Raw genomic sequence first — 26,796 nt, 5'->3', positions numbered from 1 at the left:
AAACAATAAGCCTAAATTACCAATGCTGCCAAAAATAATCTGGCAGCATTGGTAATTTAGCTTCAAAATCTTTTAATTCACGGCTTACAATCATGGAGTTTATACTCTATTATGCTATATAATCCATCAATACAAAAATAAATTATATTTCTAAGCCGCCCCAGTAAAACTTAGATAAATTAATACTGCATTTAGTATTATTACCATAGTTGCTATTATGGCACCTATAGCCTTAGTTAGTTTTCTGTTTACTAAATTCCCCATTAAATCTTTACGATTTGCAATATAGAGCATTTGAATCATTGGAAATGGAAGTATGAAGCTTAATGCCACCTGGCTTAATACGAGCACTTTCATAGGGTTTATTCCAAAAGCTATTATTAAAAGCGCCGGTGCCATAGTTATAAGTCTTCTTATATTTATAGGTATGCTCATATTTACGAAGCCCTTCATGATTGTTTGACCAGCTATAGTTCCTACTGCCGAAGAGGATAAGCCAGACGCAAGGAGTGCTATGCCAAAGACTCCACTTGATAAGTATCCAACTAAGGGCTGCATAGACTGATGAGCCTGTTCTATAGTATCAACTCTTATTCCATTCTTAAAGAATACTGCTGCTGATACTATAACCATTGCTGCATTTATAATAAAAGCTATATTCATAGCTATATTTATATCTACTTTTTCCATTTTAAAATGATTTAACTTTTCTTCATCAGAAATATTTTTTCTTCTTTCCAGGACTAAATGAGAATGTAGATATATTACATGAGGCATTACCGTAGCTCCCAACATACCCACTGCTATTAACAGCGCATCTCTATTAGAGAGCATTGGCACTGCAGTGTGCATGCCTATTTGAGCCCAATCCGGCTTTGCAAGAAACAATTCTATAATATAAGCCACTGATATTACTGCAACTAAAACTGAAATTATAATTTCAATAGTCTTTTGTCCATACTTTTCCATATAGCAAATAATATATGTTATCACTCCTGTGAGAAGTCCTGCGTAAACCATAGGTATTCTAAAAAGTAAGTAAAGCCCTAGAGCAGCTCCAAGAAATTCCGCCAAGTCTGTAGCCATAGCCCCTATCTCTGAAATAATCCAGAAAAACCAATTAAGTTTTCTTGGGAAAACCCTAGCACACATCTCAGGAAGATTGCAGCCTGTTGCTATTCCCAGTTTTGCAGACATAGTCTGAAGAAAAATTGCAATAATATTGCTCCATAATATTACCCATATGAGCTCATATCCAAAATATGACCCACCACTGATATTGGTAGCAAAATTTCCAGGATCCACATAAGCTACACTGACTACAAAGGCTGGACCGAGAAATTTAATTAATTGTTTTACTTTATTTAATTCCTTTGATTTTTCTCTATCTTTAGTCTTAAAAAAACCTACTTTATTTAATTCCAAGGCTTCCCCTTGAATATCTTTTCCCTCCTGCATTTAAAACACCATTCCTTCACATTTATATTTGCGGCATCGTAAAGAAATAATTAGTCATTATATCAGTCTATTTTGCATTATGCTGCCCTTAAAAACCTTTTGATATCATAAACTATCTTAGGAACCTACATCATTTCTGATACAAAATATCCTCATCATCTTTGACTTGTTATTTATTTTCATATGCCTAAATTAACCATGGTTAATATTTTTAGGCTTAACTAATATCGCCTTATATAAAATATGAATTTATGACAATCAGTGTTACAAATAGTTAATATTATGGAAAACTAAAAAAGGGCTGTCCCAAAATGCATTATTATGCATTAGAAACGACCCTTTTCTTCATTACTTTCTACAAATAACAAAATGCCTCAAGATGAACTTGATAGTTCTTCAACTGCACTTAAAACAATATATGGATAATGAAGATGTAGCAATTACCAAAGCAATCATTATATATATTGCCTATAACTTTACAATAACAATAATTGTAACTTTTATAAAAAATTTATTTTAAATTTTACACTATTTTTAATTGTTGAATACTATTCCATATTATATAATATCCTTGGGGGTGTCATAATTTGAGAAAAAATAGATTAAATAAGGGAAAATACCGTAAAAGGAACAAATTTATTATTATAGTCGGCATGTTTATTGTCTGTATATTGTTTGTTGGAGTTGGAATTAAATTTACTCAAAGAGCAAAAGCCAGTTCAGAAGCTGAAAATAATTTTAAAGTACAACCAATTTCTACTGATAAGAACAAAATACAAAATAATACTACAAATGATCAAGCTAAAAATAATGAAAAAAATACAGATAATATTAAAAATGTAAGTTCTAATTCTATTGATAATACATCTTCTTCAGATAAGAATAATGCTGTAAACAGTACACCGTCATCAAATAATAGTGGAAATTCCGAACCATCACCGCCAAATAATACTATGCCACCCAGTGGAGAAAATGGAGGATCGCCTCCACCGCCAAACAATGTAGAACCTCCTAAAAATAAAGTAGCATACTTGACCTTTGACGACGGTCCAAGCACTACTGTTACTCCTGAAATATTAGATATTTTAAAAGAAGAGAATGTACACGCTACTTTCTTCGTAATTGGAAGCTATGCTGAAAAAAATCCCGATCTGCTAAGACGTGAAAAGGCAGAAGGACATTCTATAGGCAATCATACTTATTCTCATAATTACAATTATATATATGCTTCCACAGATAACTTCATTAATGATTTAAAGAAATGTGATAATGTGATAACCTCTATAGTTGGAGATTACGATAGAAGTCTTATAAGATTTCCTGGAGGCTCTTTTAATAGACAGGCCTATAAACAAGCCGCAGAGGCTGCTGGATATCGCTATGTGGATTGGAACTGCTTAAATGGGGATGCTGAGGTTTCTCTAGCTTCCGTTGACAGACTATTACTAAGGTTTAATCAAACTTTTGGCAATCAGGACAAGCTTATAATATTAATGCATGATGCTCCAGCTAAAAAAACTACACCAAAGGCATTACCGCAAATCATACAGATATTGAAGTCAAAAGGCTATACCTTCAAAGGACTTTAAAATATATTGTTTAAAAATAAGTCTTAAAACCAGACGTGTGGTATGGTTTTAGGATATCCCTCATTTCATAAAGAAAAACTAGCCTTGGCTTAATTTAAAGTTCTATGACTTTTAAACTCGCTATGCTCAAGCAGTAAAAGTCACTTAACGAACTTTAAAGCCACCAAGGTGTTTTTCTAATTATTTATTCGAGTATATCTACAATTCACCACACCACACACCTATAAGACTTATTTTAACTCGTAAAACTTCTCCTACCAGTTCAGGATCTAGAGCAGAAGTTAGTTCATCGAAAAGCATTATGTCAGGCTGCATACAAAGCGCTCTAGCAATGGCAACCCTTTGTCCCATTCATATATTTACGTTATGAATTGTATTTTCCAACAGTAACAAATTACCCTATTATTATGGTATTGCAGTAAAATTCAACCTTCTATATTTGTAATTAACTTTTACTATCACTCTTATATTTTATAAAAATACTTCTTGACTAAGCTGTAACTATATCGTATCATTTGAATATATAGATATTGTAATATATTTTAAAGGATGTGTGATTCAATGAATACAAATTCTAATGATTTCAATGAAACAGCAGAAATGCTAAAAGTTTTAGCCCATCCTATAAGACTTTGCATAGTAAAAGGATTAATAGAAAATGGCGGCTGTAATGTAAGCCATATGCAGGATTGTCTTGGAATTCCTCAGTCTACAGTTTCTCAACATCTACAAAAGCTTAAAACTGCAGGAATTATAGAGGGAAAGAGAAATGGTTTAGAAATCAATTATACTGTTTGTGACGAAAAGGTAATTAATTTAGTAAACACACTATTTGAGTAATAAAATCCGCAGAAAACCAAATTAAAGAATTCTGGAGGTGCTTATATTATGGAAAAGAAAATTTTAATTGTAGGTGGTGTTGCTGGGGGTGCATCAGCAGCTGCCAGACTTAGACGACTAGATGAAAATGCAAAAATAATAATGTTTGAAAAAGGTGAATATATATCCTTTGCCAATTGTGGATTACCTTACTATATAGGTGAGGCCATTAAAGATAGAAAAAAACTTATTGTTCAAACTCCTGAAAATATGGTTAAAAGATTTAATATAGATGTAAAAACTAATAGTGAAGTAATAACTATTGATACAGATAAAAAATTTGTAAAGGTAAAAAGTAAAGACAAGGGCATTTATGAAGAAAGCTATGATTATTTAGTACTTTCTCCTGGTGCAAAACCAATGAAACCAAATATAGAGGGTATAAATAGCGAAAAGATTATGACCCTCAGAAATATTCCGGATACAGATAAAATAAAGTCCTTTGTAGACAATAATAATATAAAAAGCACTGTCGTTATAGGTGGGGGCTTCATTGGAGTTGAAATGGCTGAAAACTTAATACAGAGAGGAATAAATGTAACTTTAGTAGAAGCAGCACCTCATATATTAGCTCCCTTTGATGCTGATATGGCAGTTATTGCTGAGAAAGAGCTTGAGAGTAATGAAGTTAATTTAATATTAGGAGATGGTGTTAAAAGTTTTAGTGATACTGGAAACAACATGGAAATTCTATTAGCAAGTGATACAAAACTCACTGCAGACCTAGTAATTTTAGCTATTGGTGTTGTTCCTGATACAAATTTTGTAAAAGAAAGTGGAATTAACCTGGGGAAAAGAGGCCATATATTAGTTGATGAAAATATGAAGACAAATATAGATAATATATATGCCGTAGGTGATGCTGTAGAGATAAAAGATTTTGTAAATGGGCAAAGTACAGCCATACCTCTTGCAGGTCCAGCAAATAAACAAGGAAGAATTGCTGCAGATAATATATCCGGTCTAAACAAAAGCTTTAATGGAGCTCAAGGTACTGCTGTCATTAAAATCTGTGGATTAACTGCTGCAAGTACTGGAAACAACGAAAGAACTTTAAAAAGATTAGATATACCTTATAAGGTTATCTATGTTCATCCAGTTTCACATGCATCTTATTATCCTGGTGCATCCCCTATTTCAATAAAACTTATTTTCAATGAAAAAGGAACCATACTTGGTGCTCAGGCTATGGGATATGATGGTGTTGATAAAAGAATAGACGTTATTGCTTCAGTTATGAGACTTAATGGTACAATATATGATTTAACAGAGCTTGAACTAAACTATGCACCACCATTTTCCTCCGCAAAAGATCCTGTTAATATGGCAGGTTTTACTGCTGAAAATGTGCTCACTGGAAAAAGTGATGTTATAACTCCTGTAGAATTAATGGATTATGACATGTCAAATTCTACATTAGTTGATGTACGTTCTGAAATTGAATTTGATAGTGGTCATATGGAAGGAGCCATAAACATTCCTGTAGATAATTTAAGAGAAAGAATAAGCGAATTGGATAAGAATAAGGAAATCATTGTCTATTGTCAGGTAGGTCTTAGAGGCTATGTAGCTGAAAGAATGCTTAAACAAAAGGATTTCAAAGTTAAAAATTTAACCGGAGGATATAAGACTGTATCCCTACTTAATTATAAACCAAAGGAACCTAACTTTAATGAAGATGAATTAAATTCTGAACCAATGAAAGAAGTAGCAGCGACTGAAGGTAAACCTGGCTATAACAAAAGCTTAGATGCTTGCGGCTTGTGCTGTCCAGGGCCTTTAATGGAAGTAAAAAAGTGTATGGATGAGTTAAAGGATGGAGAAACTCTAAAGGTTACTGCTTCAGATCCAGGCTTTTATGAAGATATAAAATCTTGGTGCTGTACTACTAATAACGACCTTATAAATTTAAATAAAGATAATGCAAATATTACTGCTTTAATCAAAAAAACTAGTGAAACCTCAGATAAGGTAGTTTCTGATGTATCCACCTCTCCTGCTAATACCAATAAAACCATGGTAGTATTCAGCGGAGATTTAGACAAAGCTATAGCTTCCTTTATAATAGCTAATGGAGCAGCCAGCATGGGTAAAAAGGTTACCATGTTTTTCACCTTCTGGGGACTTAATGTCTTAAGAAAAAATGAAAAAGTACCCGTTAAAAAAGGTTTTATAGAAAAGATGTTTGGAATAATGATGCCAAGAGGCAGTAAAAGATTAAAGCTGTCAAATATGAATATGCTGGGTATGGGTGCTAAGATGATACGCGGTGTGATGAAGAATAAAAATATATCTTCTCTTGAGGATTTGATGAAAGCTGCTATGGCTAGTGGTGTTGAAATAGTTGCCTGCCAAATGTCCATGGATGTTATGGGAATACAAAAGGATGAGCTTATTGATGGTATTAAGATAGGTGGTGTAGGCTACTATCTAGGAGAAGCTGAAACTTCAAATGTAAATCTGTTTATATAGTTCTAAAATACTATAATTATCAAGATAATATAGCTTAGATAACTTATAAATATTAATAAAGGAGCTATCTCGCAATGCATATCGATCCATTGTGAGACAGCTCTTTAACTATTCTACTATTAAAAACAGTCATTAAAATATATTTTTAATAAACAAATGAGGCTATTTTCAAATTTAATGAATATTTATTATCTAATGCGCACTCATATTGATATTATCTCTAAATTTACAAAATCTTTTCAAGGAAAGCTTTCGTTCTCTGCTCTTTAGGATTTTTAAAAATCTCCTCTGGAGTTCCCTCTTCTAAAATTTTTCCTCCATCCATAAATACAACCCGATCTGCTACTTCTCTTGCAAATCCCATTTCATGAGTTACAACTATCATAGTAATACCCTCTTTTGCAAGATCCTTCATAACATTTAAAACTTCTCCTACCAGTTCAGGATCTAGAGCAGAAGTTGGTTCATCAAAAAGCATTATGTCAGGTTGCATGCAAAGTGCTCTAGCAATGGCAACTCTTTGTTTTTGCCCACCGGAAAGCTTTGATGGATAAACAGAAAGCTTGTCGCTTAGTCCTACTTTTTCAATAAGTTTTTTTGCTCTTTCTGTAACTACATCTCTGCTTTCCCTTTTAACAGTGATTGGAGCCTCTATAACATTTTCAAATACTGTCATATGAGGAAATAAATTGAAGCTTTGAAAAACCATACCCATCTTTTCAATTACTTTTCTCATCTTCTTTTTATCTTTTACATCCAAAATTTCACCCTCAACAGAAACTGTACCACTCTCAGGTACTTCTAAATGATTGAGACACCTTAAAAATGTACTTTTCCCAGAACCAGAAGCTCCTATTATTACTAATACTTCTCCTTTTTTTACGTCCATGTTCAGATTTTCAAATACTTTAAGCTTACCAAAACTTTTAGAAAGTCCTTTTATTTCAATCATATTCATATGTAACACCTCTTAGTATATAGATAGTTTCTTTTCAATAGCTGAAAAGACTGAAGTAAATAAAGTAGTCATTGCAAGATATAAAATAGCTGCTATAAGATATGGCCCTACTACATTACCTGAGGAGGATACCAAAAGCTGTGCCTTTCTCAAAAGTTCCTCCATAGCTATAACTGAAACCAAAGATGTATCTTTAATTAAAGCTATAAATTCATTACCCACAGGTGGAATAACTATTCTGAAAGCCTGAGGAAGTATTATTCTTTTCATTGTCTGAAAATAATTAAAGCCAAGAGCTTTTGAAGCTTCAAATTGACCTTTATCTATAGCCATTATTCCACTTCTTATAATTTCACCCATATATGCCCCTGAATTTAAACTAAGTCCAATTACTGCTGCCTGCATGGATGTAAGACTTATACCTATTGCTGGGAATCCATAATAAAATAGAAATAATTGCAGCAAAAGAGGCGTTCCCCTAAATATCCAAGTATAAAAATTCCCCGCAGCTGCAACAGCTTTGTTGGATGAAAGCTTTACCATTGCAATAATTACACCTATGCAGCTTCCTATGACAAGAGACATGAAAGTCAACTCTACTGTAATAAGCGTGCCATTCAATAAATCTGGCATTATATTTTTTAAAGTATCTAAATCCATTATGAAATCTCCTTTTATCTATAGTCAAAATAAAGTTCATCAAGGAATTCTACGGTAAGCCATTCCCCAATTATAATCAATCTCCCTCAAACTAAGTAATATCATTAAATAACCAGTAAACAATATAAACTATGACACAATATACTGACAAACAAAATTAATTATACTAAAATTATTCAGTCAATAACAGTAAATAAATCTAACTTAGTGAATTTTTTTCACCAAATTAGATTTATCCTTTAATTTCACAAAATTTCAATTATTTTTTGTCTTTATATATGTCGTTGCCAAACCATTTTTCAGATATTTTTGATAGTGTTCCATCCTGCTTAAGCTCATTTAATGCCTTTTGATATGCGTCTCTTAATTCAGTATCATTCTTTCTGAAAGCAACACCTATTGGCTCTTCGTTTAATGCCGAACTCAACCTTTTAATTTTATCCTTTTGACTGGAAATGTAGTAATCTCCAACCTCTGGATCTGAAACAACTGCCTCCACTCTTCCATTTGCAAGATCCATGAAAGCATCCGTCATTGCATTGTACTTTTTAACCTCTTTAAGTCCCGACATTTTACTTAAAACATCTTGAGAAGTAGTTCCAACCTGACAACCTACAATTTTACCCTTTAAATCATCACCAGTTTTAATTGTTGTATTATCTGCCTTTACAAATATAGAACTTCCTCCATATATATATGGATCTGAGAAAATCATATTTTTCTTTCTATCATCCGTTATACTAACGCTTGACTGTATAATATCAAATTTCTTTGAATTAAGAGCTAAAAATATACCATCCCAAGCTGTTGGAACATATTTAGTTTTAACACCCAGCTTTTTAGCAACTGCATCTGCAACATCTACATCAAAACCAACTAATTTACCATTCTTATCCCTAAACTCCATTGGAGGATAAGTATCATCTACTCCTATAACAATTGTTCCTGCACTTTTTATATTACTTAAAGTGCTGCCACCGCTATTCGAAGATGTATTACTTTTGCCACAACCAGCAAACACTGTAGCACTTATTATTAGCCCAATTAATAAAGCTGTAATTTTTTTCATTTAAAGACGCCCCTTTTATGTGATTTTAACAACTTAATATTTCTATTGTATTATATATAAATACTCTTAAAAATACAAGCATTTTATTAGCATATAATTAAAAAACTATCCATTATTAATGGATAGCCTTCTTTTTATATTTCTTTCCCGCAACCTCTACATTACTTATAGTTACCAGAGCATCATTATCAAAATCGTAAACTATAGATTTAAGCTTTGCTAACTCAAGACGTGACACAACTACATACAAAACACTGGTTGGAATGCCCTTATAGGCACCTTTTCCATCCAAAAGCGTTAAACCTCTTCCAAGTCTAGCCATTATGGCCTCTGATATTTCTTCATATTCTGATGAAACAATAGTTACTGCTTTGGATTCATCTAGACCTTCTACTACAATATCAATAACCTTAAATGCTATAAAATATGCTATAAGTGAATACATAGCCCTGTCCCATCCAAAAATAAAGCCTGCAACCCCTAGTATAAATAAATTAAAAAACATAACAATTTCGCCAATTGAAAAGCTTACTCTTTTATCAAGTATTATTGCAACTATTTCTGTTCCGTCCAGTGATCCACCGTTTCTTATAATCAATCCTACCCCAAGACCTTGAATAATTCCACCAAAAATAGCTGCAAGAAATATATCATGGGTTACTCCCTTAATTGGAGTAAAGAAAGATACACCTATAGATAGACAAAATACTGCAAACAGAGTAGCAAAGGTAAAAGTCTTACCAATTTGCTTATATCCTAATATGAAAAAAGGTACATTTAATAAAAATGTAAAAATTCCTAAAGGTACTTTTGTCAGATAACTTGCCATAATTGATATACCCACTACACCACCATCTATTATATTGTTGGGTATTAAAAATGTCTCTAATGCAATGGAAGATAATGTTGCCCCTAACATTATAAAAAGTATTCTACTAATATTATTATAGATATTTTTTTGTGTTTTCTTCATCCCATTTCCCCTTATATAATTTTTTGAATTTTCTTACTTAATATTATATAGAAAAAACTGATGTTATTCAAATTAATTATTTTCATATGCCTTAATCATCTTATTGGATTGTGAATTGTCACAATCTTTGTTTCATCCTGAAAATCTAATTCTATCTTTAGCTCTGGCATGGAATCTGCCACATTATCCATAACATCATCCCTAGATAATATTCTCATACCATAATTCATAATCTGCTGAACAGTTCTGCCGTCCCTTGAAGCTTCCATAAGTTCTGAAGTTATAAGGGCTACTGCTTCCTGATAATTTAATTTTAATCCCCTCCTCATTCTCTTTTTAGCCAAGCTTCCTGCATAGTGCAGCATAAGTTTCTCCATTTCCTTGTGCATTAACTGCATGTTAATTCCCCCTCGTCTTTTAGACCCTTTGATACTAACTCATATTACCATAAATTGCCAAAATTCTATATGTATTTAATAAATATTTATGTGGAAATTTCATTGATAGCTATATAAAATAAAAAAACCACTGATAAAATCAGATTATCAGTAGTTTATCCTAATAGAATATTAAAACTAAGCTTCTTTTTTCATATTGTGAAAAAGCCTTTCATAACAATAGGTTATTATATCGCTTCTTTTAATTATTCCTATAAATATATTATTGTCATCTACCACCGGTACAAAGTTTTGATTTACAGAAGTAGCAATTAAATCCTCTATGTCAGAATTTATATGCACTGGTTTATTAATAGTATGCCTTGGTATATCTTCTAGCTGAACCTTACTGGTATCTTTAAATTTTAAATTTGGTGTACTTTTCATTTTCCAAAGTAAATCACCCTCTGTTAAAGTTCCTATATACACCCCTTTTTCATCTATTATAGGAATTGCACTATATCTGTGATATTCCATTCTCTCCAAAACCTGCCTCATGGTAGATGTTATCTTCTCACATATCACCTCAGTTTTTGGAGTTAAAAAAAATGCTATATTCATATTACCCAACCTCTCTTTTTGCATTATTTAAACGATTTCACCATTATCTATTACATTTACTTCATTAGTAAAAGAAACTATCATTACAAACAATTATATATTTCTATTTGTTTTTCTGTACTCATTATAACTCTAATTTTCTATGAAATTCAATAAAAGCTTCTTTAACTTTATGTAAAAGATCATTCCTCTCTACAATACAATAATACCATTTTATTCCACAAAAATCAATTAAAATTTTTATTGATAATTAAATTCTATATTAAATTATCAATAAAGTCACCTATTTTTTAAACATTAGGCAATTTTAACATGGATATTATTAACATATTAATTATCAAAAATATTGTTTCTTATCACATAAATGCGTAACATATTTGTAATAAATAAAAAACATTTATTTATTATGTCATTTTCAATCTATTAAATATATAAATATTATCGCCTCATTATTAGCTTTAAAAGTACTATTGTTAACTTTAGAAATATCACTTGTATTTTTAAGAATATTCTAATAAACTAAAGGAAAGTGCAACTGAATTACTATAGAATTTTAATTATAAAGCTTCAATTTTACTGGTTTAACTAGAGAATAATGAAATGATATGCCAAACAATTTTAAAATAAAAAAGAGGTGACTAACTTTATGAAAGAACTTGATTCAACCAAATTCTTAAATCAATCAATTGAGATTGAAAATTTAATAAACCAATTAAATGCAATTAGAAAAGATTTGTTGAATATGACAATTGACACCAAGGAATATTTGCATGATTACCATGAAAACGATCTCGCTAGTGTCCAAAATTTACTCTATTACTTAGCCCTACGAAGTCACGACATACGATTCCTGCAAGTTCAACTATCGAAAATTGGATTATCATCTTTAGGAAGAACAGAATTAAATGTATTACAATCCATAGATGCAGTACTTCATTTACTATATCAATTAAGTAATACTTCCTGTACTCCTTCTACACTGGATTCTTTTATTACTTTGAAAAAAGATGGCAAAAAACTCTTAAAAGAGCACACAGATGCTTTACTGGGTCCACCACCTTCCGAAAGGGAAGTGCGAATAATGGTAACAATGCCCAGTGAGGCAGCCGATGATTATTTACTTGTCTATAATCTTTTAAAAAGTGGTATGAATTGTATGAGAATTAATTGTGCTCATGACAATGCAGAGGTTTGGTCTCAAATAATTGAAAACCTTCACAAAGCAGAAAAAGCTACAAATCTTTCCTGCCGTATTATTATGGATTTAGCTGGCCCAAAGCTCAGGACTGGATCTCTTGAGTCAAAACCAATGATATTAAAAATACGTCCTAAAAAAAATAATTCTGGCGAAATTGTAAGACCTGCTCGAATTTGGTTGACTAAAAATGGTACCACAAAGCCTCCTTCTGTAAAAGCAGATTTCTCCCTGACTGTAGAAGAGAGCTGGCTCTCTCAGCTTTCAAAAGGGGATGAAATATTTCTTAAGGATTCTCGCAATAACCTTCGCAGCATGAAAATTACTGATGCATTTGAAGAGGGCTGTTTGGCTAAAGCTAAAAAAGCCATGCATATAACTTCAAATACTGTATTAACAGCTATATGTAAAGACAAAAATTCTGTGGAATTTAAAACATCAGTGAAGAATTTACCTGGCAAGGAAAATTCCATACATCTAGAAGCTGATGATATACTTGTTCTGGAGCAAAATTTGGATTATGGCAGCTCTGCAATTTTAAATAATAATGGAAATGTTATCATTCCAGCGGCAATTGGCTTTCCCTTTCCTGAAATTTTCAAAGATATAAAAGAAGGAGAAAGTATATGGTTTGATGATGGAAAAATTGGAGGTATTATAGATAAAGTTGAAACTGACAAAATTTATGTTAGAATAACTCAAACTCGCTCAGGTGGCAGCAATCTAAAGGGGGAAAAAGGCATTAATTTACCTGACAGCAATCTGCATCTATCAGCCATGACTGATAAAGATGTGGAAGATTTAAAATTCATTGCTGATCATGCAGACATTGTAGCACTTTCCTTTGCCAATAGCGTACAGGATGTAAAACTTCTTCGTGAACATCTAAACATTATTTCTAATGAAAAACTTAGCATTGTACTTAAAATAGAAACTCAACGTGGATTTGAAAACTTACCTTCTATGCTTTTAGAGCTTATAAAATTGCAAAATTGTGGAATTATGATTGCAAGAGGTGATCTGGCTGTAGAATGTGGTTTTGAGAGGCTGGCGGAGGTACAAGAAGAAATACTCTGGATCTGCGAAGCTGCACATGTTCCTGTAATCTGGGCTACTCAGGTTCTTGAGAATATGGCTAAAGAAGGAATTCCATCTAGAGCAGAAGTAACAGATGCAGCTATGGGGGAAGGTGCTGAGTGCGTAATGCTTAACAAAGGAAATCACATAGTGGATGCTGTATCAGTACTTGACGATATTCTAAAAAGAATGGAAAGCCATAAAAATAAGAAACGTTCTATGATGCGTAAATTAAGTCTTGCCTCTAGATTTAGAGAACAAAATTCTGTTACCCCAGAAATTTAAAAATTTCTTAGCTGAAGAAATTTTTTCTTTAGCTAAGAATAATTTAAACTAATAAAATTTAAGGAGTTCCACATGATGATAGAAAAATTTACTATTAAGTCAAAAGAGAAAATAAATTTAAATGACTTTGATCCAGAGTATACTGATCAACTATCAAAGGACAGTATTAAAGAAGAGCATTTAAAATTACAGACAAAATTTGAAGAACTTCAAGATGTGCTTTACGCTTCAAAAAAATTTGCACTACTTATAGTCCTACAGGGAATGGATTGCAGTGGAAAAGATGGAACCGTTAAAAAAGCACTGATGGGAGTAAATCCAAATGGATTCAATGTAGAAAGCTTCAAAGAACCAACTCCAGAAGAATTAGGTCATGACTATCTTTGGAGGGTACACAAAGCAGCTCCCCAAAAAGGTGATATAACTGTATTCAATAGATCCTATTATGAAGATGTACTAGTTACAAGAGTTCATAAAATTATAGATGATGAGACAGCTCTCAATAGATTTACACAAATAAATAAATTTGAAAAATATCTTGTAGATAATCATACAGTAGTAATAAAATTCTTTCTTCATATATCGAAGGATTTTCAAAAGAAGAAACTTGAAAGTAGACTGGAAATTCCTGAAAAACACTGGAAATTTTCTGCTGCTGATCTTACTGAAAGAAAATTCTGGGATAAATATCAGCAATACTATGAAGATGTACTCTATAATTGCAGCACAGAAGAAGCCCCATGGCATATTGTGCCTTCAAATAATAGATGGTTCAGAGATTATTTTGTACTTAAAACTATAGTAAATAACCTTGAAAAATTAAACTTGAATTATCCTGAAATAGATGGAAATATTCAGGATCTAATAAAGCAGGTTAAGGACAGTGACTAAAGTATCACTGTCCAGCTTTAATAGCCTTAGTAATTGAAGAAACACGAAGAGAAAATAAAATAGCTGCTATTAAAAAACAGGAAATCATTCCAATTACTCCAGCCCATCCATAAGAGGACCAAAAAGTACCTCCAGAGGTTCCACCAATACTTGAACCTACGTAATAAAAAAATAAATACAGTGCAGATGCTTGAGATTTATCATGGGTAGCCAACCTTCCAATCCAACTGCTGGCAATAGAGTGGCTTCCAAAAAAGCCAAAGGTAAAGAGCGCAATTCCTATAATTTTTATAATTAAATTTATCCTTAAAGTTATAATTGCCCCAATAACCATTACCAAAATTACTGCCCAAAGTACCTTAGATTGCCCATATCTATCTGCTAAACGCCCCATCCAGGTGGAACTAAAGGTTCCTATAATATAAATTACAAATACAAAACTAACTAATGTAGGACTAAGTAAATATGGAGGAGCTATCAATTGATAGCCTATAAAATTATACAGTGAAACAAAACTGCCCATAATTAAAAAACCTATGGCATACAAACATAGCAATCTAGGATTTTTAAGGTGATTTACCATGGACTTTAATAATTTATTTACCTCCATTTTACGTGGAGTAAAATGCTTTGACTCTGGAAGCTTAAACCAAAATAAAATACTAGCAGCTAAACCTATGGCACCTATACTTCCAAGTGCCGCTCTCCAGCTAAATAAATCAGTAATAGCACCTATGATGATACGTCCACTCATACCCCCTATAGAATTTCCACTAATATATAATCCCATAGCCATACCAAGACTCTTTGGTTCAATTTCCTCTCCTATATATGCCATTGCAATAGCTGGCAAACCCGCCAAAACAAATCCCTGCAATACTCTAAATAGTAAGAGATAGTGAAAGCCAGGAACAAAAGCAGTTAATAATACTAGTAAGGATGCGGAAACAAGTGAAAAAGACATAACTATTTTTCGTCCCCACACTTCTGACAAAGATCCAAATAGCAGCAAACTAAAGGCCAGGGTAATAGTTGTAACTGAAAGTGACAGACTTGCCACCGTAGGAGAAATATTAAATTCTTTAGAAAGATCCGGCATTATTGGTTGTGTACAGTATAAAATAGCAAAGGTATCAAAACCCCCTGCAAATAATGCAATATTGGCATTCTTAAATTCAGCTGTACCCTTCTGAATATAACTCATAAATGTATCACTCCAAGTTCCATGTTATAAAATAATTAATAGAAATTTTCTATTATAAACTAATTCCATACTATACTTGAAAATTAGCAATGTCAAATTAGCTAGTTTTTATCCATAGATTTAGATACATTTATCTTAGCAACAACCACTATTTACTTTTAAGTTATGTCCTTTCAAAAATTTAGATTTTGTTTATAATTAGTTTAGATAAAATAGAGGTACATACTTTAGAATATAATCAGGAAGTACTTCCAAGCATCTGCATTTCTCAATTCCATGGAAGGTTTATTTCCATGAAGAATTAGAAATAGTTAATACAACTTATGCTGCTCTTAAAGACACTGTAAGTGAATCTTTGACTAATAATCAGCAAAGTGTTGTACAAGCAATCTTTCAGGCTTCTGTAAGAGTTCCCCCTCTCTGAAGCCTGGAAATTCCTTAAAAAAGCTAATGATTTAATTCATTAAAAGAACTTTTATATCTAGTAACAAAAATATTATAGTTTAATACTCACCACTAAAATATAAGGAGATGAAGAAAATGAAATTCAGAAAGAAAACTGTTATGGCCATAAGCTTTGCCTTAGGCACACTGATGTTTGCCACTACTGCCATGGCAGAAGTAACCACTAAAAGTGGCTATGATCAGCTGAAAGATTCACTAAAATATACGGGGAAGCAGATTACTACCGGACTCTCAAGCTACTCTTTAGATATGTCCACTGTTATAAAGGATGGCAGTACCGTAGTTTATTCTCAAAATACTTCAAACAAATATGGCATAACAAATAGAGCAATGGAAAATGTAACTGAAACTTATGACGGAAAAAATAAAATAAAAGGGTATTATTACACTGATAAAAACATGCAAATACTACAGAATCTGCAGGGAAAAGATAATAATACTTCTACTAATCCTGATACCTATTATGTAACAAATTTTACAGATGGTAATAAAAATACCAGCTGGTTAAGAAATCCCTTTGATGAAGGAAATGCTGGTGATTTAGAAAAAATAGCAGATGCTGTTGTAGGGAATCTAAGAGATGCTGTAGTTGTTAACACAAAGCAAGATGGGACTAAGGAACTTTCCGGTACTTTAAACAATACGCAAATTCCATCTATTGTAAATGCCTTGATATCTTTCCAATTTAAAAATACGTATGGAAGTGAAAATAATTCTAGATTTGCTAAAATGCCCAAGCTATCAAAAGATATATTTATAAAAGACGCAAAAGGCACTATAACTACAGATAAGAACGGATTAATTACAAATGCCCTTGCTTCCGGTGTACTTTCTGGTAAGGACAAGAATAATGAAATTCACAACTTGACCTTTGAAACACTATATAAAATATCTAATGTAAATTCTACTGCAGTAAAGAAGCCGGATCTCTCTGGTAAAAAGACAATCGAAAATGAAGCTACTTCTAACTATGATAAATTATCAAATCCAGAAAAATATATTGGAAAGTATACTACTAATATAACAACAGAAAAAGATGGTAAATTCATAAAAATTGGTGAAGGTACTGTAAATATTGAAAAAATAAACACCGAAACTGTAAGTGGAACTTATGAAGAAAAGTATATAGCTGGATATGACAATCGTAATAAAATATTTAATTTCACTGGTAATTTTTACAAAGATAAAAATCATTCTCCATTTAGTGCAGACTTAGCTGTAACTGATGCTTCTAAAAAAGCTGTTAAGGGATATTTAAATTTAAATCCAAGTAATCCAACTATAAATTTTGCTATTCCAGATAGTAATTATAATGGGTCTGGCATGTATGACAAGATTTTTAACTAGCAAAATTTATATTAATTTATCTTATATGTAAAACTGCAAAAACTATATATAAATCACTAATCATAAGAAAACTGCTGTACTCTATCTGCACAGCAGTTTTCAATACAATTTCGGAGGTGTACATATTGGAAAAAGTCATTGAAATAAATAGCCTATGCAAAACCTATAAAAACGGCAGAGGTATACAGGATATAAATCTTGACATATATGAAGGAGACATTTTCGGTTTTCTTGGCCCCAACGGCGCTGGTAAAACCACTGCCATGAAAATAATGACAGGACTTGTAAAACCAGATAGAGGTGATGTTAAAATACTAGGGCATAGTGTTCAGGAAGAATTTGAAAAGGCGATGTACAATGTGGGCTGTATTATTGAAACTGCAGAAGTATTTCACTATCTCACAGCTTTTGAAAACCTAAAGCAATTTTCAAGATTCTATGAAAATGTAGATAACAATAGAATTGATGAAGTTTTGGATATGGTAGGACTTTCAAAATTCAGGAATGAAAAGCCAACTAAATTTTCCTTGGGAATGAAACAAAGGCTTGGAATTGCAGCTGTGCTTTTATCAAAGCCAAAAGTTATAATTTTAGATGAGCCCCTAAATGGTATGGATGTACAGGGAATGATAAGTATGAGGAATATCATTAAAAACCTAGCAGAAAAAGAGAAAACCACCTTTTTCATTTCAAGTCATCTTATCCACGACATAGAGTTAACCTGTACAACCATTGGAGTTCTATATAATGGAAAGCTTATAAATGTAGACAGTACTAAAAATATATTAAATAATTACGCTTCCCTTGAAAATTATTTTGTCAGTGAGGTAGAGAGAAATGGTAGAATTTAAAATAGCATTAATAAACGAAGTAGAAAAATTATATAAAAAGAAAAAGGTTCTAGTTGGAATTATACTTGCTTTATTTTTTATAGTAGTTGGTCAGATTTTTATATCCTTGGTGAGAAATAATTTTGGAGTTCAGGGGGTTTCCAGCAATGAGTTTCCCTTTCTCATTCTCTCAATAATAGTAAATACCCTGCTTCCCTTATTTGTTGCCCTTATTACTATAGACAGCTTTTCAGGTGAATTTTCTAAAAATACTATGAAAATTGTCCTTACAAGACCTGTTTCGAGACTGAAATTATTCTCAGCAAAAATAGTTTCAATATGTATATTTATATTTTCAATTTTAATGCTCACAATGATATTTTCTATAGTATCCGGACTTATATTTAATTCAAACTCTTTTAATTTTGTAGGTATTTTTGAAGTAATACTTTCTTATATAGTAACTCTGTTTCCAATGATAATTTTATGTCTTATGATTGTACTATTTACAAATATAGTTAAAAGTGAAGTTGGTGTATTTTTTCTGTCAATACTTGTATTCATAACCCTTAAAGCCCTTGGAATTTTCTTCTCAAATTATTCTGGCATACTTTTTACTTCAACATTTGGCTGGTACAATTTATGGATTATGGATACTCTGCCAGTTTTTAAAATCTTTCGTGAATTTATGATGCTTTTAAGTTATGGTATAATATTATTTACAGCAGGATATTTTTTATTTGATAAAAAGGATTTTTAAAAAATGGATATTAAAAGACGTCTAATTATTTACAACACTTTAACTATAATAATTCCTCTGATAATTACTGTCATAATTGCCTTTATATTTATATTTGTCTCTTCAGAATTTTTAGGAAGTAACATAAATTATAATAGTTTTAAGAAAGCTACCTTTATAAATTCAGAGCTTTTAAATATAACTAAGGACATAGCTAAATCTGATAATAAAAGTATTGAAGACGAAGATTTTAAAAATTATTTAGAAAGTAAATTATCAATTACAGAAGGTAAAATTATAATAACTAAAGAAGGTACTGTTTTGTATCTCTCTGAAGATATGAACAATATTGATATAGCTAATTCCCTGGAACAGACTAAAAATAAGTCTAAGAGACCACTATTTATAAATAATACTTATTATTCCCTCAGTTCCTTTTCCATAGAATTTAAAGATAATAGTACTGGAAGCGTAGTATTTCTAATTCCTATTGGAAAAGAATCTGATATTTTTAAAAAATTAATCTTATCAATTTTGATTGTATTCTTTGCATCTTATGTAATAGTTAGCATTGCTGTATCCTACATATTTTCAAGAAAAATATTAATTCCTATATCTCTTTTAAAAGAAGCTACTGCACAGATAAAAATTGGTAAATTGGATTCGGAAATAGTAGAAAGTGGTGACACAGAGATACGTGAACTGTGCAGTGATTTTGAGGAAATGCGTATAAAACTAAGGGATTCCATATATATGAAAACAAAATATGATGACAACAGAAAAATGCTGGTATCCAGTATTTCTCACGATTTAAAAACTCCTCTCACCTCTATTGAAGGCTATGTACATGGTATTTTAGACGGAGTAGCAAACAGTCCTGAAAAGTTGGAACATTATCTTAAAATAATAAATATAAAGACAAAACAAATAGATGCTATGATTAACGATTTACTTTTGTATTCTAAGCTGGATTTAGGTCAAATACCTTTTAATTTTGAAAAGACAGATATTGGTGAATATTTCAGCTACTGCGTTGAAGAAAGCTATGCTATATTAAAGCAATTCAATATAGATATAAAAGTAGAAAATAATCTTACGCTATCAAAATATTTTATGATAGACAGAGAACGGTTTAGACGGGTTATTCTTAATATTCTAGATAATTCAAGAAAATACATGGATAAAGATAATGGTGAAATAACTATATTTATTAGAGAAAACAATTTAAGCATTATAATAGAGTTAAGAGATAATGGATCTGGAATTGAACAGGAGAATACAAATAAAATATTTGATAGATTTTACAGATCCGATTCTGCAAGAAGTAATGCTAAAGGCAGTGGTCTTGGTCTTGCCATAGCAAAACAGATTGTGGAAGGACATAATGGAAGGATATGGGCAATTTCTCACGGAAGTGATGGAACCAGTATACTGATATCCCTCGTGAAAATGTAAAGGAGCAACCTATGATATGAGAAAAATTTTAATAATTGAAGATGATTTAAGTATAGCAGAACTTCAAAAGGACTATTTAGAAATTAACGATTTTCAGGTTACCATATGTAAAGACGGCATTGAGGGCCTCAATACTTTAAAGTCAGATAATTTTGACCTGTTAATTCTTGATTTGATGCTTCCAAAAATGGATGGTTACAGTATTTTGCGAAGCATAGAAAAGGAAAAAGATATCCCCGTACTTTTAGTTTCTGCAAAGAAAGAAGAAATTGATAAAATTAAAGGTCTTACTCTGGGAGCAGATGATTACATTACAAAGCCCTTTAATCCTGGTGAGCTAGTAGCAAGAGTTAAATCTCATATTGCAAACTATGAGAGAATAAAAAACAAATTCAATGTAAATGTAAAAGTGAATAAAATAGTAATAAGAGGTCTTGAAATATTTAAGGATTCAAGGCAGGTATTCATAAATGGTACAGAGGTAACCTTAGCTCAAAAGGAATTTGACCTTCTTTTATATATGGCAAGAAACCCCAATAAAGTCTTCAGCAGAGAAGATCTTTTCGAGGAAATATGGGGTCTTGATTCCATGGGGGACAACGCCACTGTTACAGTTCATATAAGAAGAGTCAGAGAAAAAATAGAACCTTCTCCTTCTGACCCTCAGTATATAGAAACAGTATGGGGTGCTGGATATAGACTTAGAATTTAAAGACTCTTATGCTTGTCTATATTGAATAAAAAGTATTATTAGCTTAATTTTTCATCACGAGGGTTTCATCTATAAAGTGAAGCCCTATTGTTAATTTCATTTGATTTAATTCTTATATGATACTTTATTCGCAAGGTTCTTGGTGGATTCAATCTCTTTTCTACTAATAAAAATGTATAACAATTTATCATTTTTCATTAATCATGATAAATTCTGCTTAATTTTTATCACAACTACAGATATAATATGTACAACCCATAACGCCGCAATTCCTACCATAACATCATAAGACAAGTTCAATAAAAATAAATGTTTTCCAAAATCACCATGACCAGAGCCTATAACTGGCAGCACTAATTGAGAAGCCCCCGAAACAAGGATAAATAAAAGCATTAAATCTAAAAGTCGTGTACTTTTTTCTCTTACAAAATAGAATATCAGCACCCCCAGATAAATACTTGAAAAGGCAATGAATACAAAAATATTATGATGAAGCTTTGGAAATTTTTTTATAAGCTTAAGTCTAAAATTATTCACTTTCTTATTTGGATCATACTGGCCCTTTATAAAATTACTTTTAGTTATACCTGAAAAATCATAGGCATTGTCAGCAGAATCTACAATTTTCTGCCATAGCCTATCTGGATGTTTAATATAGAATCCTGAAATTTTTGTAAAGGATACCTTAGGATAAAATTCTTCTAACATTTCTTTTCCCATAGGATCATGTCCATCTTTTCTATTATAAAAGGAATGTCCATAAAACACCATAAACTTTTTATCCACACCTAATTCCTGTAAGTCTTTTTCAGGATTTTCAGAACCTCGAAGTACCCCTAAGAAAACCGATTGATATATATTATTTTCGTTCATTGTATCTGTTAAGGAAAAATATGAAATGCCACAAACTAAAATTACTATAAGTGTACCTATAATAATATTTTTTCTAAATTTCTTTTGTTTATAATTAACATATAGTCCAGCATATATAATTAACATAAATATAAGCAATGGTACATTCTGTGATTTAGCACTCAAAAAACTACCTGATGCTATAAAGAAATATACAAAATGTCTTGTACTTACATCTTCTCTAGTTATAAGGTATAAATATGTACCTATATTGAGAAAAAAGAACACAATTGTTCCCGCTTCTCCAAAGAATGAATTAAAATAGGATATATAACAGGCACTAGTAAAAAACATAATAATGAAAGTCCCTGCCACTATCTTCAATATAGGACTAAATTTCTTAAAACTTACTATAAAAAATACTCCTATTAAAAACATTACACAATATATAAAAGCAAAATATCTTATATCAAAAACATTATTATTAAAATTATTTACTGTTAAACAAAGAAGTACTGCTGCCTTTAATAATATGGCCCCTGAAACCCAGTTTATATAAACAGGCGCAAATAGGACTGGATTTGCCACCAAATATTTAGTATGTAAGAAGCCATCATAAATTTTCTTATATTCATTATTTATATTGTTTAATCCCCCATACCTCATAAGTCTTTCAAAATCTCCGTTATCAACCTTGCCTACTATTGGAGAAACAAACAATGTATTTGTTAATATAATTGTTATGATAATTAATACTATAATTTCAATAAGATAATTACTTTTAATATACTTAATTTTTTCCATTACTTTTGCCATAAAAATTGCTCCATTCTGTTATTTATATATTATACGATTCTCTCTATTTGGATTATTATAGTAATTTTACTATGTAAGCTTTAAGATTTTCTATCAGAACTCTTACAAAATTATTAAAGCTTATTTACTTCAGCCTTGTGCGATCTATCAATCTATGCTGTAATAATATTAAACAATATTTCATTTTTATGTATAATTTTAGCATAAAAACGAAATAAGTAGCAACAAATACTTTTGACTTAAATTGATATTATAACTAAATGTAGAGGTAAAAAATGATCATACGAAAAATTCAAATAAAAGATTCAGAAAAATTTTTAAATATGTTAAAACAGCTAGACACTGAAACAAAATATATGATGTTTGAACCAGAGGAAAGAAAAACAACTATAAATGAAATAAAGACCAATATAAAAAACATAAATATTTCAAGGTCATTAATACTAGTAGCTGAAGATACTAAAAATGTAGTGGGCTTTTTATCAGCAGAAAGAGGTTTTGCCAAAAGAATAGAACATAGTGTCTATATAGTTATAGGCATATTAAAGGATTACAGAGGTAGAAAAATTGGACTAAAATTATTTGAAGCCTTGGAAAAATGGGCCCTGGAAAATCACATTATAAGATTAGAACTGACGGTAATGACTAACAATAAAGCTGCCATAGGCTTGTATAAAAAAATAGGCTTTAAAATTGAAGGATTAAAAGAAAAATCACTAATAGTTGATGGAAAATATGTTGATGAATATTATATGGGTAAAATTCTTTTATAATAGGATAATCTACTTTTATTTGAAATAAAAGTGGATTATCTGTTTACACTTATTTTATAATTACCTATAAAATTATCATAAGCTGCCAAAAGCGTATATTCCCCTGCTTTTTCTAATGATACTTGTTCTAAACCTTTTTTATTAGTTTGAAAATTCTCTATAACTTTTCCATCTCCATCAATCAATTGTAATTTTAAAGTACCTTCTATAACCGAAGAATCATATGTAAAATTAACTTTGTTACTTGCCTTAACCTCAAAAACTACTTGTGATTTGCTGCTTTCTTTAGATGTAATATTATTTTTTATGGACGCTAAAGGAGAACAACTTATTATAAAGATGCCAAATATACATATAATAAACGCCACAGCTATTGCCTTATTAATTTTCATTAATTATCTCCCCCATTCTGAAAATAATAATATTTTTGTAATTAGCTCCATCTGTTTCCTATACTGGATTACAATTTTATTTTATATTATTACTATTAAAAATTACGAAATTAATTCTTACGATTTTCTTAAGAATTAACATGTGAATAAAAAAATATAATTTAAGAAATTCCAATAAAAATAATGCCAAGAATTGTATTAGAAGTATCCCATAAGGTAAAAAAATGATAACTGCTAAAATAACGGCATACACTATTACAAAAATTAATGTTATAAGTTTTAAATTCTTCAATTACAACTTTCCTAATGCATACTTTATTTTATAGCAATTATCAATTAAAAAACACACATATGTGTTACCACATATCTATATGCGAAATATTTATCCGATGACTAGCCGCTGTAACACTCCACCTTCTAAAGGTAGAGATAACACCGGCACGTCCCTGGATAATTCATCTAAACTCAGTGGGGATACAAACTCCCACTGAGTAAGATTCATTGATATTATTACTACTTGAGTTCACTTTTACATCGAATCTACCACTTGCATTTTTTCCAACAATTCTAATAAACAGAGTTCTTTGTTTCAGGTGGAGTTTTTTTCTCCAGCTGAAACTTAGAAATCGTTATCCAGGGACGTAGCAGCCGTTATCTCCCACTTTGATAGAAGATGGGAGTATTACGGATGGTAGTCATCGGATAAAATATTTTCCATCTAGGAAATTATTTTTTCCTCAACATAAAAGATCCAATTGTTATAAGTATTAATATTATAAACATAATAATTACTATAATTGCACCCTTCTTTTTAGAGATTTTAGCTACTGTAGAGATCCCCAATGCCATTAACACCATTTCCCATATACTGAAAATGTCATAGGATGCTGTTATTGTATTTAAAAGAGTGGGATTTGTTTGAACTGAAATATTCAGTGGTTTTTTGCTTATTAACATATATATAGTTTTTATAATAAGCCCTACAACTACAGCCATATAAGCAGTAGTATAAGTTGATACAACCTGACCATATTTTATTTTACCTTTAAACATCTTTATAAATAGCATGTATACAAGAGAAGCTATAAATATTGTTATTATAATTCCTATTATTGCCTCTATAACTACCACTGGAGTGGAAGAAAAAATTCCCATTGTTTTCTTTACTATATCTGCCTGCTGTGGATCCATGCCCTTTGTTATATTATTTATATATTTTTCCATATAAGGCTTAGACATGGCAAATTGTACTGTAGAATATATAGCACTTACTATACATATTATTAATAATCTAATGATATAGGTCGGTTTCTCCTGGTACTGAGCAAAAACCTTAGTTGGATGGATAAAAAAATTCTTCACTTTTTCACCAAAAGTCATCTGTTCCACATTATTTGTATCTTCCATAGAAAATACCTCCTTTAATTATTCATCTTTGATTGATTTTATAACATTAAGCTTTGCAGCTTTTGAAGCTGGATAAATACCTGATAAAAAACCTATAAACAACGAAAATAATAGTACAAACAATACTAAGCCTACACTGGCAGTAGCTATTTTTACATTTCCACCTGAACTGCCGCTAGACAAGTATCCTCTTAGTGCTGCATTTATAATAAAATTGATTATAAACCCTATAATGATACCTGCCAATCCCCCTATAAAACCTATGGCACTGGCTTCACCTATAAATATCTTTTTTATATCAAACAGCCCTGCACCTATTACCTTCATAACTCCTATCTCTTTTTTTCTTTCATATATGGACATATTCATGGTATTGGCTATACCAAAGGCTGATACTAAAAGGGAAATTGCACCTAAGGCCCCTATAACCAGCTTTACACCATTTAAAGTTGTATTTGTAGCATCTAAAATTTCCTTAAGAGAAGATGCAGTATATCCCAAACTATTTATGCTCTTTTCTATTTGACTTATATTTTTTACATCATCCACTACTACATTTATTTGTCCGTAAGTTAAGCTATTTTGTCCTTTACCTTCCATTATCCAATCATTTAAGGTTTTCACAGATTTCAAAGGTATTTTTACCATAAAATCATCACTTGTGCTTTCTAAAGAAATTCCACTTATTTTAAAACTGTATTCTTTATTTTCCTGTTCTCCAGTGTCTGATACTCTGGAAACCACAATCTGAACTTTTTTCCTGAGAAGATCCTTTATTTGATTATCAGTAATATTATCAGAATTATTGCCACCTAAAATATACTTAGCTAGCTTATAACCTATGACACATTCTTCACTGCCATCTGATGGAAATCTTCCTGCAAATAATTTATGGTCTTTTGAGTATTCCTTCATTTCCATTCCCATAAAGTTTGATTGCAGTTCATTTTTCTTGTATTTTATACTTCCCTGTATATTTATTATAGGTACACAATATTTTACATTTGGCAGCTTTTTTAGCTCATTTAAGGACTTATCATTAAGTACTAATTTTTTCTTTTTTATATTATTGGTAGTTGTCTGCTGCCCATAGGAGTTATAAGGTAGTACCGTTATTACATTTGCATCTCCAAAAGAAGAAAATTGGTTTGATACATAGGATTGAAAGCCGTTACCTATGGACACAATAACAAATATAGCTATACTTCCTATTACTACTCCTATCATTGTAAGTATGGTTCTAGCCCTTCTACGCCACATATTACTCCATATTATTTCTAGTAAATCACTAAGTTTCATG

At 31.1% G+C, this 26,796-nt stretch carries 23 protein-coding genes and 1 pseudogene; 11 read left to right on the top strand and 13 right to left on the bottom strand.

Translation table 11 applies throughout. The features are described from left to right. Window positions 1-150: 150 nt before the first annotated feature. Window positions 151-1,458 carry an Nramp family divalent metal transporter gene (locus tag CLOPA_RS03105; protein WP_015614021.1) on the bottom strand — a complete coding sequence of 436 codons (1,308 nt, stop codon included), beginning with the start codon at window positions 1,456-1,458 and terminating at the stop codon, window positions 151-153. A gap of 587 nt (window positions 1,459-2,045) precedes the next feature. Between CLOPA_RS03105 and CLOPA_RS03100 the strand changes: the two genes are divergently transcribed. Further along, on the top strand, window positions 2,046-3,047 hold the full coding sequence (locus tag CLOPA_RS03100) for a polysaccharide deacetylase family protein (protein ID WP_015614020.1): 1,002 nt from the start codon (window positions 2,046-2,048) through the stop codon (window positions 3,045-3,047). A gap of 225 nt (window positions 3,048-3,272) precedes the next feature. Here the strand turns inward: CLOPA_RS03100 and CLOPA_RS24750 are convergent. Further along, window positions 3,273-3,392 (bottom strand): annotated as a pseudogene (locus CLOPA_RS24750) (polar amino acid ABC transporter ATP-binding protein); the annotation flags it as partial. A gap of 216 nt (window positions 3,393-3,608) precedes the next feature. Here CLOPA_RS24750 and CLOPA_RS03095 point away from each other — a divergent pair. Beyond that, on the top strand, window positions 3,609-3,887 hold the full coding sequence (locus CLOPA_RS03095) for an ArsR/SmtB family transcription factor (protein ID WP_015614019.1): 279 nt from the start codon (window positions 3,609-3,611) through the stop codon (window positions 3,885-3,887). Between the two features lie 48 nt (window positions 3,888-3,935). Then, window positions 3,936-6,398, top strand: coding sequence for a DsrE/DsrF/DrsH-like family protein (locus tag CLOPA_RS03090; protein WP_015614018.1), 2,463 nt, complete (start codon window positions 3,936-3,938; stop codon window positions 6,396-6,398). A 226-nt stretch (window positions 6,399-6,624) separates the two neighbouring features. On the opposite strand, the gene CLOPA_RS03085 is transcribed toward CLOPA_RS03090, so the two are convergent. The 6 genes from CLOPA_RS03085 to CLOPA_RS03060 form a co-directional block, all read right to left on the bottom strand. Further along, on the bottom strand, window positions 6,625-7,356 hold the full coding sequence (locus CLOPA_RS03085; RefSeq protein ID WP_015614017.1) for an amino acid ABC transporter ATP-binding protein: 732 nt from the start codon (window positions 7,354-7,356) through the stop codon (window positions 6,625-6,627). Window positions 7,357-7,368: 12 nt separating this feature from the next. After that, complete coding sequence (locus CLOPA_RS03080) at window positions 7,369-8,016, bottom strand: amino acid ABC transporter permease (protein WP_015614016.1); 648 nt, start codon at window positions 8,014-8,016, stop codon at window positions 7,369-7,371. 259 nt (window positions 8,017-8,275) lie between these two features. Beyond that, the gene (locus tag CLOPA_RS03075) at window positions 8,276-9,085 is read right to left on the bottom strand and encodes an ABC transporter substrate-binding protein (RefSeq protein WP_015614015.1); all 810 of its coding nucleotides are present in this window, start codon (window positions 9,083-9,085) and stop codon (window positions 8,276-8,278) included. Between the two features lie 115 nt (window positions 9,086-9,200). Then, a complete protein-coding gene (locus CLOPA_RS03070; protein WP_015614014.1) occupies window positions 9,201-10,058 on the bottom strand; it encodes a YitT family protein in 858 nt (285 codons plus the stop codon). A gap of 95 nt (window positions 10,059-10,153) precedes the next feature. Next, entirely contained in the window at window positions 10,154-10,456 is a 303-nt protein-coding gene (gene ureA, locus CLOPA_RS03065; protein ID WP_015614013.1) for an urease subunit gamma, read from the bottom strand. 177 nt (window positions 10,457-10,633) lie between these two features. Next, entirely contained in the window at window positions 10,634-11,056 is a 423-nt protein-coding gene (locus CLOPA_RS03060) for a CBS domain-containing protein (protein ID WP_015614012.1), read from the bottom strand. 646 nt (window positions 11,057-11,702) lie between these two features. Here CLOPA_RS03060 and CLOPA_RS03055 point away from each other — a divergent pair. Together CLOPA_RS03055 and CLOPA_RS03050 are read left to right on the top strand one after the other, a co-directional pair. Continuing rightward, window positions 11,703-13,613, top strand: a complete 1,911-nt coding sequence (locus CLOPA_RS03055; protein ID WP_015614011.1) for a pyruvate kinase — start codon at window positions 11,703-11,705, stop codon at window positions 13,611-13,613. 72 nt (window positions 13,614-13,685) lie between these two features. Next, a complete protein-coding gene (locus CLOPA_RS03050) occupies window positions 13,686-14,504 on the top strand; it encodes a PPK2 family polyphosphate kinase (RefSeq protein WP_015614010.1) in 819 nt (272 codons plus the stop codon). A 4-nt stretch (window positions 14,505-14,508) separates the two neighbouring features. On the opposite strand, the gene CLOPA_RS03045 is transcribed toward CLOPA_RS03050, so the two are convergent. Next, window positions 14,509-15,708 (bottom strand): MFS transporter, encoded by a 1,200-nt coding sequence (locus CLOPA_RS03045; RefSeq protein ID WP_015614009.1) that lies wholly within the window; start codon window positions 15,706-15,708, stop codon window positions 14,509-14,511. Window positions 15,709-16,248: 540 nt separating this feature from the next. Here CLOPA_RS03045 and CLOPA_RS03040 point away from each other — a divergent pair. From CLOPA_RS03040 to CLOPA_RS03020, 5 genes are all read left to right on the top strand, one after another. Next, window positions 16,249-17,520, top strand: coding sequence for a hypothetical protein (locus CLOPA_RS03040; protein WP_015614008.1), 1,272 nt, complete (start codon window positions 16,249-16,251; stop codon window positions 17,518-17,520). A gap of 125 nt (window positions 17,521-17,645) precedes the next feature. Then, window positions 17,646-18,371: an ABC transporter ATP-binding protein gene (locus CLOPA_RS03035; RefSeq protein ID WP_015614007.1), complete on the top strand. Its 726-nt coding sequence runs from the start codon at window positions 17,646-17,648 to the stop codon at window positions 18,369-18,371. Next, the gene (locus CLOPA_RS03030; protein ID WP_015614006.1) at window positions 18,358-19,110 is read left to right on the top strand and encodes an ABC transporter permease; all 753 of its coding nucleotides are present in this window, start codon (window positions 18,358-18,360) and stop codon (window positions 19,108-19,110) included. Before CLOPA_RS03035 ends, CLOPA_RS03030 begins: the two co-directional genes overlap by 14 nt. A 3-nt stretch (window positions 19,111-19,113) precedes the next feature. Further along, window positions 19,114-20,544, top strand: a complete 1,431-nt coding sequence (locus CLOPA_RS03025; protein ID WP_015614005.1) for a sensor histidine kinase — start codon at window positions 19,114-19,116, stop codon at window positions 20,542-20,544. Window positions 20,545-20,560: 16 nt separating this feature from the next. Next, on the top strand, window positions 20,561-21,256 hold the full coding sequence (locus CLOPA_RS03020; protein ID WP_015614004.1) for a response regulator transcription factor: 696 nt from the start codon (window positions 20,561-20,563) through the stop codon (window positions 21,254-21,256). 201 nt (window positions 21,257-21,457) lie between these two features. On the opposite strand, the gene CLOPA_RS03015 is transcribed toward CLOPA_RS03020, so the two are convergent. Then, entirely contained in the window at window positions 21,458-22,924 is a 1,467-nt protein-coding gene (locus tag CLOPA_RS03015; RefSeq protein WP_015614003.1) for a hypothetical protein, read from the bottom strand. A 275-nt stretch (window positions 22,925-23,199) separates the two neighbouring features. Here CLOPA_RS03015 and CLOPA_RS03010 point away from each other — a divergent pair, with 275 nt between their 5' ends. Then, the gene (locus CLOPA_RS03010) at window positions 23,200-23,697 is read left to right on the top strand and encodes a GNAT family N-acetyltransferase (protein WP_015614002.1); all 498 of its coding nucleotides are present in this window, start codon (window positions 23,200-23,202) and stop codon (window positions 23,695-23,697) included. Between the two features lie 35 nt (window positions 23,698-23,732). Here the strand turns inward: CLOPA_RS03010 and CLOPA_RS03005 are convergent, their stop codons facing one another. The 3 genes from CLOPA_RS03005 to CLOPA_RS02995 all read right to left on the bottom strand — a co-directional run bounded on the left by CLOPA_RS03005 (window position 23,733) and on the right by CLOPA_RS02995 (window position 26,795). Beyond that, on the bottom strand, window positions 23,733-24,089 hold the full coding sequence (locus CLOPA_RS03005; protein ID WP_015614001.1) for a hypothetical protein: 357 nt from the start codon (window positions 24,087-24,089) through the stop codon (window positions 23,733-23,735). A gap of 726 nt (window positions 24,090-24,815) precedes the next feature. After that, window positions 24,816-25,496 carry a Yip1 family protein gene (locus tag CLOPA_RS03000; protein WP_015614000.1) on the bottom strand — a complete coding sequence of 227 codons (681 nt, stop codon included), beginning with the start codon at window positions 25,494-25,496 and terminating at the stop codon, window positions 24,816-24,818. An 18-nt stretch (window positions 25,497-25,514) separates the two neighbouring features. Continuing rightward, complete coding sequence (locus CLOPA_RS02995; protein ID WP_015613999.1) at window positions 25,515-26,795, bottom strand: ABC transporter permease; 1,281 nt, start codon at window positions 26,793-26,795, stop codon at window positions 25,515-25,517. Between the last annotated feature and the right edge of the window lies 1 nt (window position 26,796).

The organism is Clostridium pasteurianum BC1 (assembly GCF_000389635.1).
In the GTDB taxonomy this organism is placed as follows: Bacteria; Bacillota; Clostridia; order Clostridiales; family Clostridiaceae; genus Clostridium_I; species Clostridium_I pasteurianum_A.
This window is presented reverse-complemented; position numbering and strand designations above follow the sequence as displayed.